The sequence below is a fragment of the Qipengyuania sp. genome (assembly GCF_042095715.1).
Lineage (GTDB): Bacteria > Pseudomonadota > Alphaproteobacteria > Sphingomonadales > Sphingomonadaceae > Qipengyuania.
The window spans coordinates 14,040-29,361 of the sequence record NZ_JBELMO010000037.1 but is presented as its reverse complement, the minus strand read 5'-3'; the positions used below and the strand labels follow the sequence as shown (position 1 = coordinate 29,361).

At 64.0% G+C, this 15,322-nt stretch carries 17 protein-coding genes; all 17 read right to left on the bottom strand.

Annotated elements, in window-relative coordinates:
• On the bottom strand, nt 1-1,866 hold a 1,866-nt coding region (locus ACFDTG_RS10145; protein ID WP_375290921.1), incomplete at its 3' end, for a hypothetical protein.
• Nucleotides 1,863-2,285 (bottom strand): hypothetical protein, encoded by a 423-nt coding sequence (locus tag ACFDTG_RS10140; RefSeq protein ID WP_375290920.1) that lies wholly within the window; start codon nt 2,283-2,285, stop codon nt 1,863-1,865. The genes ACFDTG_RS10145 and ACFDTG_RS10140, both read right to left, overlap by 4 nt.
• Nucleotides 2,286-2,308: 23 nt before the next feature.
• Entirely contained in the window at nt 2,309-2,947 is a 639-nt protein-coding gene (locus ACFDTG_RS10135; RefSeq protein WP_375290919.1) for a hypothetical protein, read from the bottom strand.
• Nucleotides 2,947-3,393 carry a hypothetical protein gene (locus tag ACFDTG_RS10130; protein ID WP_375290918.1) on the bottom strand — a complete coding sequence of 149 codons (447 nt, stop codon included), beginning with the start codon at nt 3,391-3,393 and terminating at the stop codon, nt 2,947-2,949. Before ACFDTG_RS10130 ends, ACFDTG_RS10135 begins: the two co-directional genes overlap by 1 nt.
• A gap of 152 nt (nt 3,394-3,545) precedes the next feature.
• Entirely contained in the window at nt 3,546-6,557 is a 3,012-nt protein-coding gene (locus ACFDTG_RS10125; protein WP_375290917.1) for a hypothetical protein, read from the bottom strand.
• 145 nt (nt 6,558-6,702) lie between these two features.
• The gene (locus tag ACFDTG_RS10120; protein ID WP_375290916.1) at nt 6,703-7,122 is read right to left on the bottom strand and encodes a GTA-gp10 family protein; all 420 of its coding nucleotides are present in this window, start codon (nt 7,120-7,122) and stop codon (nt 6,703-6,705) included.
• Nucleotides 7,122-7,547: a phage tail tube protein gene (locus ACFDTG_RS10115; protein WP_375290915.1), complete on the bottom strand. Its 426-nt coding sequence runs from the start codon at nt 7,545-7,547 to the stop codon at nt 7,122-7,124. Before ACFDTG_RS10115 ends, ACFDTG_RS10120 begins: the two co-directional genes overlap by 1 nt.
• Before the next feature lie 39 nt (nt 7,548-7,586).
• Entirely contained in the window at nt 7,587-8,015 is a 429-nt protein-coding gene (locus ACFDTG_RS10110; RefSeq protein WP_375290914.1) for a hypothetical protein, read from the bottom strand.
• Between the two features lies 1 nt (nt 8,016).
• Nucleotides 8,017-8,577 carry a hypothetical protein gene (locus ACFDTG_RS10105; RefSeq protein ID WP_375290913.1) on the bottom strand — a complete coding sequence of 187 codons (561 nt, stop codon included), beginning with the start codon at nt 8,575-8,577 and terminating at the stop codon, nt 8,017-8,019.
• The gene (locus ACFDTG_RS10100; RefSeq protein ID WP_375290912.1) at nt 8,574-8,924 is read right to left on the bottom strand and encodes a phage head closure protein; all 351 of its coding nucleotides are present in this window, start codon (nt 8,922-8,924) and stop codon (nt 8,574-8,576) included. The genes ACFDTG_RS10105 and ACFDTG_RS10100 overlap by 4 nt, the downstream gene beginning before the upstream one ends.
• Nucleotides 8,915-9,460, bottom strand: a complete 546-nt coding sequence (locus ACFDTG_RS10095) for a hypothetical protein (protein WP_375290911.1) — start codon at nt 9,458-9,460, stop codon at nt 8,915-8,917. The genes ACFDTG_RS10100 and ACFDTG_RS10095 overlap by 10 nt, the downstream gene beginning before the upstream one ends.
• A 3-nt stretch (nt 9,461-9,463) precedes the next feature.
• Nucleotides 9,464-9,640, bottom strand: coding sequence for a hypothetical protein (locus ACFDTG_RS10090; RefSeq protein WP_375290910.1), 177 nt, complete (start codon nt 9,638-9,640; stop codon nt 9,464-9,466).
• Between the two features lie 85 nt (nt 9,641-9,725).
• Nucleotides 9,726-10,982 (bottom strand): phage major capsid protein, encoded by a 1,257-nt coding sequence (locus ACFDTG_RS10085; protein ID WP_375290909.1) that lies wholly within the window; start codon nt 10,980-10,982, stop codon nt 9,726-9,728.
• A gap of 87 nt (nt 10,983-11,069) precedes the next feature.
• On the bottom strand, nt 11,070-11,696 hold the full coding sequence (locus ACFDTG_RS10080) for an HK97 family phage prohead protease (protein ID WP_375290908.1): 627 nt from the start codon (nt 11,694-11,696) through the stop codon (nt 11,070-11,072).
• Nucleotides 11,677-12,948, bottom strand: a complete 1,272-nt coding sequence (locus ACFDTG_RS10075; RefSeq protein WP_375290907.1) for a phage portal protein — start codon at nt 12,946-12,948, stop codon at nt 11,677-11,679. The genes ACFDTG_RS10080 and ACFDTG_RS10075 overlap by 20 nt, the downstream gene beginning before the upstream one ends.
• Entirely contained in the window at nt 12,945-14,714 is a 1,770-nt protein-coding gene (locus ACFDTG_RS10070) for a terminase large subunit (protein ID WP_375290906.1), read from the bottom strand. The genes ACFDTG_RS10075 and ACFDTG_RS10070 overlap by 4 nt, the downstream gene beginning before the upstream one ends.
• A 37-nt stretch (nt 14,715-14,751) precedes the next feature.
• A complete protein-coding gene (locus ACFDTG_RS10065; RefSeq protein ID WP_375290905.1) occupies nt 14,752-15,252 on the bottom strand; it encodes a P27 family phage terminase small subunit in 501 nt (166 codons plus the stop codon).
• Nucleotides 15,253-15,322 lie beyond the last annotated feature (70 nt).

Sequence of the window (15,322 nt, the reverse complement as noted above, 5' to 3'; positions counted from 1 at the left end):
GCCAAGGATCCTCCGCGCGCCAAGACGTCCCCGAACGCGATAGCGCACCGCGACATCGTATTCGGTTCCGCCCGTTACTGAGGTCAGTTCCTTGCGCGTAAGGGTAGGCGATCCGACCGAAGCGCCCTGCCAACCGGCGTTATTGGCCTGACCGGCGCTATGGAGGCGGTATTCGACGACGACCGCCTCGGCACTGGAATTGGCGCAGGCGCCGGTCACGATCAGCGCCGGTACCGAGACGTCGCCGGCACTGAGCTGACCGCCCTGCACCTGCCATTCGCCAGCTTCTGGCGCCTCGACCTCATCCGCGTAGGTCAGGCTCGCGACCGGCGGCGGTGTCCCGGTCAACCCAAGGGCATAATCGTGCTTACCATCGGTTTCGCCTCGAAGCGTGAACGTAACCGCCCCAGTCTGGGCGTCGATCCCGCGCCCCGTCACCAGCGTCTTGAGTGCAAAACCGTCTTCGGGTGCGAAGGTGACGCAATCCCCGATCCTGTAATTCAGCCACCAGGGCTTGAGCGGTACGGTGCCCGGGCCCGCTTCACGCAACTCGTAGATGTCCAGCGCGGCGATCTGCGACGCCTGCGTGACCTGTTGCACTAGCGGATAGGGCAGTTCGCGCGTCCGCTCGTCCCCGTCCATGGTCTCGAAGGCGGAAACCGAAACCCGCTTGCCCGAGACCATTTCCCAGTCATGCGCTTCGCTGCGGTACTGCGGAATGATCGCGTTGATCCGGCTGCGCTTCTTCTGCGTGGCCGCGAACTTGCACGCACCGGCGATATCGTCCCGCGTGATCGTCGCCAGGCTGACACGCGGGGCGCGATTGATGCAGCTGATAATCCCGCCAACCAGGACCGGGCGCGCTCCGCCGGCCTGCAGCATCGCCTTCAGCGAATTCCAGGGCGTATCCGGTCGGGTGTAGACCTGCCCGCCGATCTTCCAGCCCCGGGCCTGGTTGAGATTAGCGCCCTCCACGAAGGCCGCGACATCTATCCCCTTCACCTGCCCGATGGTCAGTCCGCGATCGGGACCGATGCCGGCCACGCGCGTCCCGTTCTGATATCGGCCCATGGCCCAGGTCAGGCCGTGAAGATGGGGATCCTCGCTGTAGACGTAGGTGCTTTCGTCATACGCCCGGCAGGGTCCCGATCCGCCCGGATAGGTGCTGTCGAGCCGAGGATCGTAGACCAGGCCCGCCTGCACGATCCAGGACGGCGGGGGAATCGATGTGAGCCCGTTTTCGTTCTGGGCGTCGTAGGCGAATGTGTTCATCGCCGCGGCGAGGCCCGAAAGCTTGTGCGCGACTGTCCATCCGGGCGGCGCATCGACCGGCGGAGACAGCGCAGACGCCTCGGGGCACGCGCCCAACTGGGTGCGTTGCCAGATCTGGCCTGCGTACTTGCCCAGCGCCGCGCCGTTCGCCCCAAACGTCGTCGGCGTCTTGTCCATCGCGGTGGCGGTGATCGCCGCGAACGGGCCCAGCCCCAGCGCGGTCACGGTGGTCAGGTACTTATTGTTCTTCCCATGGCCGCGCTTGAAGACGAGGTTGCCGCCGACCTTGGTCCGCCCCATCACGTATGGGATGCCGGCATAAGGATCGGCTTTCCACTTCGTCTGGCTCCCGCCGCCACTCGGCTTGGGCGCCAGAGCGCCGGCGATCATGGAGATATCCATCGCCACCGCCGCCATTGCGATCGTGGCCAGAGCGCCGGAACCGATAGTCGCTGCGATGCTACCGAGCCCCAGCGTGCTCATGCCGGCCCCGAAAGCGGCCGCCAGCGAGCCGGCACCCGCCGCCAGGCCGATTCCCGTCGCCGCAAGCGCGACGACGCCTACGACGATGGCTGCCACCTTCAGGACTTTCATCGCGGATCGAGCCTCCAGGCTGTTACGAGCTCGAGCGGCTGAAGCACGTCGGCGCCGCCGTGCGGAATGCCTTCGTGCCATGCCACCGCCCGCCCGTTGCCCAGCGCGATCGCCAGCGCCGGCAATCTGCCGTCTTCGCTCGGCAGCTCCAGCAAATCGCCGACGATCGCGGCCGCCGGCGCGATGCGCTCGAACCCAAGAGCATCAATTGCTGCCGGCAGGCTTTCGTGTCCAAGCTCCTCGAGTTTGGCGAGGGCACCTTTCACCGTGCGGTAGCTGCGCGCCGGCGGAATGCGCACCTGGTGCCCCAGCTTGCGCGCGTGGCGCGCGAACATACGCACGCAGTCGCTTTCGCCCATACGCCATTTTCGCGGACGCCAGTGATCCAGCGCGTCCTGGGCTGCGTCCCGTCGCCTCACCAGCGCGGGAACTTTGTTCTTCGCTATCGGCTCACCTCCTGATTGAGCGGGCGCTCGAAGACGCCGCGCGTTCCTCCAGCGGTGCTGGACGTCGACTGGCCCCAATTGACCGTGCTCTCGACGTCGGTCACGAACGCCAGACCCAGCTCGCCCGGCCAGACCGTCTGGTGAAAACTGTCGGACAGCCTTCGGCCCTCCTCCACTTGGAACAGCCGCTCGCCCACACCGGAAAGCGCGAATTCGACTTCCCGGCGGTTCAGATCCCAGCTGGGTGTGGCGACATCGAGCTCGCCGGTGAAAGGAACGTACATTTCGCCGATCGGCGAACCCGTCTGACGATCGAGCGCGCCGATCATGACCGAGACGGGCGAACCCTGCAGCGCCGGGTTCAGCATCTGCGACAATGCGAGCTCGCCCGAAGGCACGAGGCCGAGTACCGGGGCCGGCGAACTGTCACCGTCGCTATCCGATAATCCTTTGACGTAGGCGAGAACCCCCCACTCCGGATCCCGACCAAGATATCGTTCTCCGCCGATCATCACCTCGCCCGCGCCGTCGAGAAGCCGCACCGTTCGCTCCGGCAGGACGATCTCCACCGCGCCGAACAGCGTGAAGCGCCGCTTCTGCATCTCGGCGAGCAGCGCCGGGTTGAGCTGCCCCATTATTCGTCTTCCGTGATCGTTATGGTGCCGAGCTGGCAGTGCGGCGAGGTCAGCCTCGTCCAAGACACTTCGTTACCCGAAAGGCTGCCTTCGATCTTCGGCTCGGCCACTTCCGCGAGCGCACCATCGGGCGGCGAAGCACGAAGCATCGGAAACACTGGGAGCAGCATGAAGCCTGCTTCGCTCGCCTGCGTCGTTGCCGCGGCAAATTCGATGTACCGGCGACCGCCAACGACCAAGCTGAGCGCCTGACCGTAACGCATCGTGTAGTTGGACGTGAAGCCGCGAAGCGCGATCGAGGAGCCGAACTGACCGCCACCATTCACCACCGGATTGCCCGGATTGCCGATATCGAGCCCGTCCTGCGCGAATGGCGCGATTGCGCCTTCCAGCTTCGCCCTGCAAAGATCCGTCGCACAGATCCGGCCGTCAGGTTCGGTCCGCATCGTCGGAAACGTCAGATCAAGCGCGAAGCGGGTACCAAGACGATCGAGATGCTGGACGGCTCCCCCGAGTGGCGGAACGATTGCTCCCCCAAAATCTATCATCCGGGGCCGATCGGTCCGGATCCCACGTGGAAGGCTGAGCAGTATCGAGCTCACGTCGGGATCCGCTGTGAATTCGTCTGCGCCATCTCGTCCATCGCTATCGCCGGCGCGGCCGCAAGAGCACGGCCGGCGTGGGCGGCGCTGATCTGATGCATCTGCTGAAAGAGCTCCTCGAGCACGACCGAGCCGCGCAGATCGAAATAATGCACCGGAGCCGCGCGCCCTTCGCGCAACGAGGCCGCACTCGGGATCGTGGGATAGGAGACCTCGCCGATCATTCCCGCCGCAAATGCCGGCAGCGTATCCTCGTTGATCGCTTTCAGCAGCCCCCGGTGCTTGCGTGTTCCTTTGGCCGTGATGATCGATTCGCCGTTGGACACGCGGATGAGGCCCATGCCTTCATGCCAGGCGAAAATGCTGTCGCTGGTTCCGCTACCGGGCCCGGAAATCACCCCACTGGCGAAGCCCGGAATATGGCCGGTCGCCTTGGCGGGGACGTTGCCTTGCGCAAATCCGATACCGAACGCGGACAGAATAGCCTTCTGTATCGCGATACGCGCCAGATCCGCGAGGATCGAGGTGGCCATCCGCTTGAAGGCACCCGCGACATTCTCGGTCCCGTCGATAAGCCCGACCAGCCCATCCTCGAGCGAGGCCAGACCGCGTGCGGCCACTCCATCGAAGGCTTCGTCCATGTCCCCGACATTGGCCTTCAGCTTGTCGAAATAGCGCCCGGTGTCGGACTGGAAGGTCTTGTCGAGCTGGTTCTGGTCGGCCTTCTTGTTGGCCTGAGCCAGGCCGAGATTGTCGAGATAGGCTTCGACATTTCCGTCCCGCGCTAATTGCTCGCTCGCTGCCAGCTTGTCGTCCCGGTACCGCAGATTGAGCAGCTTCTGCGCCGCTGCCTTCTTCTCCCGGGTCGAGGTGGCCATCTGCCCTTCGATCTCGATCAGCTGAGCGGCCGCGCCGATGCGCCGGCGCTCTTCCGTCAGGGCCTTTTCGGCGAGGTCCGTGCGCAGTTTCTCCGCCACCGCGCGCTTTTCGGTCTCGGCATTGGCGCGATCGAGCGCGTCGAGCTCTGAATGATCGAGCGCGAGCTTCGCGTTCTGCGCCAGCTTGCGCTCCAGCGCCGCGTCGATCGCCGCGATATCCAGCTCGGCCAACCTCGCCGCGTCGGTGACGCCGAGCCGCGCGAGCCGGGCCTGATCTTCCTTGGAGGCGAGCAGCGCCCCTTCAAGCGCCTGGCGATTTCGCTGCGCTTCCTCATCGCGCTTTTCCTCAACCTTGCGCGCATCCTCTGGCGAGGGCGTTCCTTCGAAGGCGAGATGGTAGTGGTCGTTGTGATCGTTCTTCGTTCTCGCACCATTGCCCGGCCCGAAGAACTGCTCACGCCCCGACGAACCCCTGCGGATCTGCACGCCCGCCTGTTCGAGCGTCGAACGCACACCCTCGAAGTCCGCTTCGCTCATCTGGCCCGGGATAACGAAGTCGACGGCGCGACCGGCGTAGTGGTCGCTGCCTTTCGTGTGCTTGCCGCCGGTGGTCGACGTGATCTGGACGCCCGGGAAGAGCTCCTTCAGAAGCGCCACGGTACCCCCGAGCGCACTCGACCCGCCGCGCGAAGGCCGGTCGGTTCGCTCGCTGTCGCGCTTCGCCTTCTCGGCCGCTTCGCGCAAACCCTCCAGGCGAGCAAGCTCTGCACGGTACTCCGGTTCCGAGATGTAGATCGCATTCCGTTTGCGAAGTTCGTAATTTCGAAGACTGGGATCCAGTGCCTCGACGTCGATCGAATCCCGACGCCGTTGTTCGAGGGTGCCGACTTGCTCGGCGATGCGATTGAGCCGAGCCTTGAACGGATCGCGGCCTTCTATCACGCTCCGCTGGCTAAGCCCGATTTGCGCGTTCTGCGCCGCAATCCGCGCCTCGGCGACGAACTTCTTTGCCGCCTCGAGTTCGGCACGTGCTTCGCCGATCGGCCCGATATCTAAGCCGAGCGCTGCAGCCGCCGGGTCCGCTGCTTCGGCGCGGTCTAGGGCGCCTTGGGCATTCGCGACACGTTGCTGGCCCTGCACAAGCGCGCGCTGGGCATTGGCTGCCACCTGCTTGCTGAAATCACCTTCGATCTTCAGCAGCCGTTCGGTTTCACCCACAAGCTGCTTAATCGCATCCTGGGCCGACTCTGCTTTGAGCGAGAGGAAGTCGAGAGATCGGCCGAAGTCGTAGGTCCGATCTTCAGCCTCGTCCGCCGCATCCTCGGTATCGAGAAGGCTGGTGGCGAGCGCACCGAGGATTGAGACGGCCACGGTGATAGCTGCGCCATATGGCCCGCCCATAAATGCGGCGAAGCGACCGAAGCGGGTGCTCGCCTGATCGGCCCCGCCACCCATGAGGGCCAGCGCCTGGATCAGCTGCGGCGCCTGCTGTGCTCCGGCGCGGATTGCGGATGTGCCTCCGCCCACTTGGACGGCAAAGTCGGAAATTTGAAAGCCAGCTTGCTGGAAGCCGGTGCGCATCGCGCCCGAAGTCCCTACCGCCTTCTCGCCCTCCACTTCGAGGCCGGACGTTGCGGTCTCGACCTTGCGAAGCTCGTCAGCGACCAGCTCGGCTGCATCGGCATCGAGGGTAAGGGACTTCGCATGCAGGAGCAGGCTGTTCGCGGCCTGCTCCATGCGCGTACCCAGTTCGCCCCCGGCCGCTGCCGCCGCGCGATAGGCCGCTTCTTGCTCAAATGCCAAAGCCGCAGCTTTGCGACTGTTGTCAGCGAACAACTGCTGGCTCTGCGAGTTGAAGCCCGCCGCCGGGTTAAAATCTGTGCCCAGACGGCTCGCCTGCTCCGCTTCGCGGCGCATGCGGTTGATGTCGGCCGTGATGCCCTTGGCCATCCGGTCCATTGCTGCCTGCGAGACATTGGCGATGCGATCAAACTCTTCAACATAGGCCTCGCGCGTGGCGGTGGCCCCGTTCTCGAGTTCGGTCAGGACATTGCTTGTAGCGCGCGCAGCCGTCTTCAGGCCATCGACGTTGCCATCGATGACCATCACCAGCGGCTTGGTACGCGCCATGGTGTCTCCTATCGCTCGTTCGCGCGTTGGCGCGCTTCGATGACCGCCCACGCCTCATGGGGGGTCGCCGTCCAGAACTGGTCCGCGCTCCAGCCGAACGCGTCCATCATCGTGCCCATCATCCGCCGGTGACGCTCGCTAGGCGTCAGGCCTTCGTCACCGGCTTTGCTTCCCCCGCCGCGGTACGCCCGCCGCCAACCGCGCTCGCCAGCGCGACGGTGATCGCCACGAAGGCCGGGGCACTGCCCTCTTCGAAGATTAGCTCGCCCATTCGCTCGGCCGAGACGTTGCGCGTGAACTCGTCGTCCTTCGCGGCACCGGCCCGGACCAGCTCGGCGACGATGACGCCCTGATCTTCGTAACTGAGCGCCATTCCGTTGGCCGCGCGGAGCAACTCGATCGACGAACGGCCCAGCTGCTCCTCGATCGTGGTGATCGCGGCATAGCTTGGCCGTAGCACATAGGCCGTGCCGCCGAGGACAAGCGTGTTCTCGCCGCGATTGGCGTTGGCGGCGGATCGCGGCGCGCGGCGCTTGCGCGCCGCCGCCTTGGGAGCCGTCGCCATCAGCCGAACAGCGCGTCCGTGGTCGGCGCGGCCGCGATCGACAGGTTGAAGCTGTAGGTAGCCACCTGCTGATTGTCGAAGTCGACCTGCCGCTGGCCGACGCTCATCTCGCAGACGAACACGTCGGTATCGTCCGTGGTATCCACGATCTTCACGACATCGGAAGAACCCGCAACCTTCGCCAGCCCGTCGAGCGCCTTCAGGCCCGCGTCGGGAAGCTTCACCTTGCCCGACACGGTGATCGAGACTTTCTGCTGGCCGTAAAGTTCGACCTGATAATTCCCATCGTCCTTCGACGCGCCATCGATGGCATTCGGGGAATCGGTGCGTGAGAGACGCTGCTCGCCGCCGATTGTGAGGAATTCGCCCGGCGTAGCCGGATCCGTGACGAGCAAGCGATAATTCTGGCCAAGCTTCAGTGCCATTGTGCCCTCCTTCAGGCGGTCGGTAAGTGAAAACGCGCCTCAGGCGGGCGCGGCGTGAAATCTGTAGAGCTGGATGCCGACGTAGGTGACGCCGTCGGCAAGCGCGTTGGATGCCTCGGCTGATATCCATCGTGGCGCTTCGAATTCGGCCCCTTCGGCCTCGAGACCGCCGTTTTGCAGGCCCCCCCGCGCCGCGCGCATCATCGCCAGCATGGGCCCGCGGCCCGTGCCGCGATAAACGAAACCGATTTCTGCGGAGATCTCCTCGAGAGCTTCGCCGCGCCCGATCTTGCCTTCCGCATTCTCGCTGGCGAGCTGGCCCACCACGATCTTGTTTCGGAACGGATCGCCGGGCCCTTCCTCGGGGACATGTTGATAGACCGTGAACTCCGGCAGGCCGTCCGCTCCCTCGATGCCCTTCAGAGCCGCGAACAACGCATCCTGCGCGGGTTCGAGCAGATCGGACATGCTAGGCCACTGCCTCCCCGGTCAATCCGTCGACGAGTTCCGCGAGCTTCGCGTCGGCGACGGCGTAAAATCTCTCTTCTTGGTGGACGAAGGGGCGCGGTTCGATGGCGCCGACGCGCATCGTCCGGCGCGCGGTCAGCAGATCGTCCGGTTTCAGCCCTGCCCTGGCGGTCCCCGCCCCGATCCGGCTGCGCCACTCCGATCGCGCGCCATTCTTCAGCCGCCGCATCGGCACCTCGCGCGCCTGGCGCCCGTACTCCATCACGATTGCGTACCAGATCTTCGACCGCTTGCCGCGAAGCTGCGGAAACCCGATCCGCACCCGCAGGTTCGCGAACGCCTCCGCGACCGTCAGCTCGCTCTTGAGCAGCCCCGGGACCACGCCCTTACGCTCCGGCCCCGAATAGACCGGCGCCGATTGCTGCTGCGCCTCCAGGACATCCTGCCCCAGCTCGGCCATGCCCGTCTTCAGCCGCTCCCGCGCTTCCTCCGGCAAGGCGGCGAAAAACGCATAGTTCGCGATCAGCGCCTCCGACATGCGCCGGGATAGCGGCGCGGTCATATCTCGCTCCGCACGCTGCCGCTATCGGCCATGATCGTCAGCCAGCGCCGGCGCCCGTCCGGATCCGCCGGCGGCGCCGTGATGTTGAGCGTGCTCCCATCGGAAAGCCGGATCTGATCGCTCGCCCTGATCCCCGCGCGATAGCGGATCGTGATGCGATAGCTCGAGATGCCCTGCAGCGCTTGCGCCATCATGCTCTCGCGCCCGTCCAGACCCTCGATCTTGGCCCGCACGGTGGCAACGTCCGACCAAGCGGTATCGAAACCGCCCTTGGCGTTCTGCACCTCTTCCGACCGGCGGATGGTGATACGGTGCCGAAGTTCGCCCGCGCCGATATTCAACCCCATACGCGGTGGTTCACTAGCGCATCGATCGGGACCGGTACGCCGCCGGGTTCTTCCCGATTGGCGAACATGGCCCCCACCATCTGCAGGATGGCAAGCCAGAGCGGCATGGGCAGAGCTTCGTAACCCACGCTGACGACGACGCGCACCGCTCCCTTGCATTTTGCCGCGCTCGGCCAGCGCTGGCCGAAGGCTGGACGAATGCCTCGCTCGAGACCGGCGCCGAACAACTCGAAATCGCTGTTCTCCAGTGGCTGCTCGGCACCATTGGGATCGAGATACGTGAGCTCCGCGACTTCGAGCACTGGGCCAATCGGCAAGAGAGACAGATCGCTAAAGCTGTCTGCGAGTAATTCCACTGTCTGCTCGACAAGCCGCGTCGAAGTTGTGTCCTCGATCTTGCCGGCGGCGGCGGTGATGAACCCTTCGATCGTACCGTCGAGCGCATCGTCCTCGATAACGAGGTATTCTTTGGCGGCCGCCAGCGTCACTGCAGCCGCTCCGGGCGGTGTCACCGTCGTTGGCGCGCTCCAGGCCATCGGTTAGGCTTTCGCGCGAGGCTTCTTCGCCGGGGCGGCAGGCTTTGCAGCTTCAGCTTCGGTTGCGAAGCCGGCCTCAATAAGACGGTCGGCTTCGGCATCCTCGAACTCGTGCTCGTCGCCGGGCGAGAGCGTAAGTTCCGGGCCGGAAAGGCCAGTCAGCATCTTCAAATTGCGCATGGGTATCTCCCTTCTCGGAAGGCCGCGACCGGCGTTCGGAGAAAAGCCGGGCAGGATTGCGCCTGCCCGGCTGATTTGCTCGGCGTTATGCCAGCTTGAGGTGCTTCACCGCAGCGGTATCGGCCAGCTCGCCATCCAGACGCATGACGCCGAGGATGCCGAGATCGGGCGCGAAGCGCTCGCGGGCGACGATGGTGCGGACCTTGCCCACCTTCCGGACGAAGTACTTGCTGTGATCGCCGAAAATGATCGCGCGCGCACCGGTCGCGATCGCCGGCACGTCATCGTTGATCGAGTACGGTTTGCTGAGCAGCTTGTCGGGCTCGTTCACGCGGATGTCGCCGAGCTGCCAGAGATAGTTGCCCTGGCCGTCCTTGAGCTTGCGGATCGCCTTCAGCGTATCGTCGGCGAACTGCCAGCGACACTTCGGACTGCGACGATAGGCCGCATTGACCGAATGCTGGAGATCGATCAGCTCGTCGGAGGTGATCGCAGTAGCAGAAGCTGCCGTTTTCCCGAGCGAGGAGGCCGTTACGATGCCATGAGCCTGGCCTGCGCCGGTGCCGACGGTCAGCTGCTGATTGCCCTTTCGGCCGCACCGTTCACCGAGAAGCGAACCGAGGAGGCTTTCCATCGAGAAGATCGAGTCTTCATCGAGTTCCCAGCTCCAGCGGATCCATTCAGTGTCGAAGCTGAAGGCGCCGAGCGATTTCGCTCCGAATGCCGCGTCGGCACCGCCATCGTCGGTCACCGCGCCGCCCTCGGCATGAGCGCCAGCGGTTCCGGCAGTGTCGTCGATAGTCGGGAACGTCATGGTGCCACCCCCGCTGGTCGAAATCACCCGCGCGATGTCCTCGTCGAACATCGGACCCCAGTCCTTCATCGACTTGATAATTTCGGCCATCAAGGTGACAGGAACTGTGTAACCGCCATCTGCGGGGGTGCCGGTGTTCTGGATGCGCTGTTCGAAGCTGCGCAGCAACGCGCGGTCTTCCGTACTCAGCTCCGCACCGCAGACAAATCGGGCAAAGGCAGAGCGGTATTGTGCGGCGCGTTCTTCGCTCGTCGGTTCCTCGACATCGTCGGCACCACGAACCGTCCCGTCACGACCGGCCGGGCGCTGCGCGGCGCGGCGCTCTTCCTGAACGCGCTCGGCTACGGCAACGCGCTCCTCGCGGGCAATATTCGCGTCCAGTTTGTCGAGCTCGTCCATGATCTTGTCATGACGTGCTTCGAGCTCGGCCGTGCGGCTCTCGTCCGTGTTCTTGTTGATCTCTTCGAGAGCGGCGCGCGCGTCCGCGACGAGCTTTTCCCGCTTTTCCTGCATTTCCTTCAGGGTCATTTGTCACCTCTGGGACTGAAAAACCCCGCCGAAGCGGGGCAGAAAGGGCGAAGCACTTGCATCGCCGCCTCGGGACGGGCCCGGTGATTACTTGGGGCGGATGCCCCGTTCCGCCTGCGCCTGACGCGCGCGCCGCGCGGCTATCCGACTGCAGGCAGCCACCTTGTTCTGATCCCGGCGATCCTGTCGCGAATGCTCAAGGCTGCGCATGCCGACCTCCGTATCGGGATAAGCCGGGAAAGCCGTATAGGTGATCTCGTAAAGCTCCGCTTCGATCACCGTTCTCATCGGAGGGTCCTGGGTTTCGTCCCATTCCTCCTTGAGCGCGCGGAAGCGGAAGCTCATCCCCTCGATATCGCCGCGGTCGATCGACGTTGCGAGATCGCGGCCGTCCTGCGTGTCGGGCAAGTCGTTTTCGAAAAGCAGACCCTTGTCGTCTTCCTGAATGCGCAGGGTATCGCGGCTCATGCGCCCCATCGGTCGCCCGTCATCGTGGCTGTGTAGCGCGACAACGTCCCGCTCACCGAGCGACTTCGCGAAAGCGCCGCGCGAGAATCGCTCCTGCCAGTAGCCGCCGATCGACGTCACGTTGTCGAAGAGGCAGGCATATCCCTTCGTAGTCGACGACTGCCCATCACTTTGAGCGAACCGCAGCTCGAGCCCTTTGGTGAGGGTGCGCAGTTCGCGCCCGTCGTTACTCTTGGGTGCCGGCATCGGCGCCATCCTCCTCGTCTGTATCGTCATCGAGCGCGGGCCCGCCGTTGTGTCCAATTCCAGGCTTTGTTCCGAGCGGGACGGTCGCCTGTTGAATGTAGAGTTGGTCGCCGTGCTCCTTGGGCGGCCGGTTCTCGAGCGCGCGCGATTCGTTCGGCGTCAGCTGTCCGGTCATGATGGCACGGGCGAGCGCCTCGGAGCGATCCTTGAATGCTCCGCGCTGGAGGCCATCGAGACCATGCTTCACGCGCCGGCTCGGTCGCATGCCATAAAGCTTGAGCGTAAGCTCGTCTTCGAGCGCCTTGGCCCATTGCATCACGAGGTGCTTTGCGAGCCGGAGGTCTTCCTGTTCGGTATTGCTGAAGCTTCCTTTCGACAGATCTCCCACAAAGGTGGGAGGCATCTGCCAAATACGGGCGCACTCCTGTACCTGGAATAGCCGCGCCTCGGTCATTTGACCCTTGGCCGGATCGATCCCGATCGGCTTCAGACTGTGGCCCGGGGGCATGCCGAAGAATGAACGACCAGACTGGCGAGCCAGCTCGATGGCGCGCTGGATCTGTTCTTGGGCGCGCTTCATCGCGTCTGCGCCACTCGGCAAGGGCCCCTCAAGCGCATACGGCGGCACCCCGCCGCCGGCGAAGAAGCCGCCCGCAAAATCGCCCATCGCGATCGCGAGACTGATCGCCTTGTTACACTTGGCGATCGGGCTGTAGCTGCCGAGGCGATCACGCTTCATCATGAAGGGCGTATCGATCACATCGGTGGCATCATAGGTCCGGCCTTCGAAGTGGTAACTCTTGCGCCCGTTACGCCGACTGATCTCGGTCAGGGAAGGGTTCATGGGCCAGATGCCGACTGCCCGACCATTGAACCGCTCGATCCAGCTGAGACCGCGCCCGCCGGTAAAGACCTGGTGCCAGTGATAAACGCGCCAGGCGTAGCTTGTTTCTTCCGGGTTGGGAGCGAAGGACAGCAACTGCGCGCGCGGATCGTTTACTCGATCACCGTTCTCTCCCGCCTTGAACGTATGCAGTGGAAGCGATGCCAGTGTGCGGGGGAGGAAGTTGACGATCGACCAGACGACGGGAACCTGCAGGGCTGCCTCGGTCGAGATGATCGGAAGCGCATTGTTCCGCTCGAGGATTCCGAAAAACCCCATCAGCTCCTCGAAGGAAGCACTTACGGGGATCGACGGGTTTTCGATCGAACGCTGCTCCCCGCGGCCGAGCCAGCGGTCGATAAAGCTCATTCGCTGTCGGCTCCGTTGAGCGCGTATTCGGGATCGTCCCAAGGGGAGGTCGGCACGTCTTCCTCCTCTTTGGTCATCGCCACGGCGAGCGCCGCTATCAACGCGACCGGATTGTCGATCTTCGCCTCTTCGCGCGGCTTGCGCGGGTAAACGTTGTCCTTCGCGTCCGCTTGCGCGACCACGTTATTCATTTCCCATTCCATCACCGGGTCACCGCTATGCGCGATGGTCCCGGCCCGGGTAAGGGCATCGAGCTCTTTCATCGGCTCGCTGAAGTTGAGCACGTTCGGTCGGACTTCCACGACCGGGAAGCCTTCCCTCATCATCGTGGTGACCAGCATGGTCGCCTGGTGCGGATCGTATGCAACCTGCTCGAGCGTGAAGTACCCGCGCACTTCCCGCAGCACCTCGAGGATCTCGTCATAGTCGATGATCTGACCGTCGGTGACGTTGATCAGCTCGAGCGCGTCCCAGTTCTGATAGGCTTCGACCTTCAACACCGTTTCGGCCGGCAGGAAGTAGAACCCGATCCGGATGTATGGATCATCGATCGTCGCCTTCGCGCCGATGGGCGGGAAGAGAAGCTCCAAGGCAGCGATATCGACCTTCGACGCGAGGTCGAGGCTGGCGATGCATCGTCTGCCGCGTAACCGCTCCAGTTCCACCGCCTCGACCGGCTTCATCGGAATGTCGGGGTCCCTGCACCTCCTCCATGCCTCGATATCGAAATAGGCTGCCTTCGCGGCCACCCAGAGATTGAGATGCTTCGTTTTGAACGCCCCGGCTTTTCGCGGCGTCGCTATTGCATCGCGCTGTCGGGCGCGGAGGAAATCGCCGGATACGGAGACGTCGAAATTCGGGTTGGCCTTTCGTAGCGCGGCCTCGCTTTTCCAGTCGTCGTCCTCGTCGATCGTGTATTCGACGAAGAACGTCTCATCTTCCAGCGGTGGTCCGCCATTGTGGCCTATCCCAGCCAGCTTCGCGCGCTCTTCCTGGATCGCGGCGTAGCAGGGCCCGGCAAGATTGTCGCCAGCAGTGGTGATCAGCAGCTGCATGGGCTGCTCTCGGGCGCCCATGCCCGTCTCCATCGTGCTTACCTGCCCGTCGTCCGGGTGCTCGTGGTATTCGTCGTGGATCGAGCAGCTCGGGCTCTGCCCGTCGCCCGGGTCGCCGATGATCGTCTCGAACTTCGAACCGTCTTCGATGATGGCGAGGTTCTTGGCGTTGACCTCGATGCTGAACCGATGGAGCAGCGCCGGAGTGCGCTTGGCCATCAACTGGGCCGGCTTGAAAACCTCCCAGGCTTGCTTCTCGTTGGTCGCGCCCGAATAGACTTCGGCTCCGAACTCTCCATCGGCGCAGAACATATAAAGCCCGACGCCCGCCGCGATGGCCGACTTGCCGTTCTTGCGAGGTACGACGACGAACAGGCGCCGAAACCGGCGCGTCCCTGCCCGCGCGCCACCCTTATAAAGCCACCCGTAAGAGCAGCTGAGGATCCAGACCTGCCACGGCTCGAGCCGGATCGTGTTGTTCTTTTCCCGAGCCCACTTGCCCTTGGAGTGCGGAAGCCGCTCGATGAATTTGCAGATCCTGGCAGCTTTCGCCGGATCGAACCTGAAGGGAAATTCTTTCCTCTTCTGCGCTTTCAGATCGTCCAGGAACCTCTGGCATTGGAGCCTGATCGACTTGCATGCGGGTAGCTTCCCGCTGATGACGTCGCGCGCATACTGCTTTGCGATCGCCGTGTAATCACGCTGCTCCAAGTCAACCGCCGAGGCCTTCGATCATATCTTCGGCTCCTCAGAAATCGTCGAAGGCGCCTGGCTCTCGCTTGTGCCCGTCGACCAGGCGCATCGCTGCGGTCGGATTAAGCATTAGCTCGCCGAGCAACGACTGCGCATGACGCATCGCCTCGTTGAGCATTGAGACCTCCGGCCGCGCCCGAACCATGCGCGTCACGATCTCACGCTCGCCGACTTTCTTTAGCGATTCCGTTTCGTAGGTGTGGCCCTCGACCTCGAGCGTGGCCTTGTAGAGCTGGATCTGCGCTAACCGCATTGCGGTCAACGCGACGTGTTCCACCCAGTGGGGGCTTGCTCTTCCCTGTTCCTCCAGAAGCTTTGCGATCGATCCGAACATCAACTGCTCGAGATCGCCCAGGTGAACGGGGCAGATCATCGAGCCGGGCGAAGTAGTCGTGGCCGCCTGCGTCCGATCGTGGCGGAGATTTCCCGCCAGCGCTTTCAGCTCCGGCTCCTTCCGCTTCCTGCCCGAGCCGGGCCTAGAGCCGCCTCGAGGCATTGCCCCTCACCCGCAACTTTTTACCCTTTGAAATCGCCCACGCAAAAATTTGTCTGGGGGTCGGTGTCCG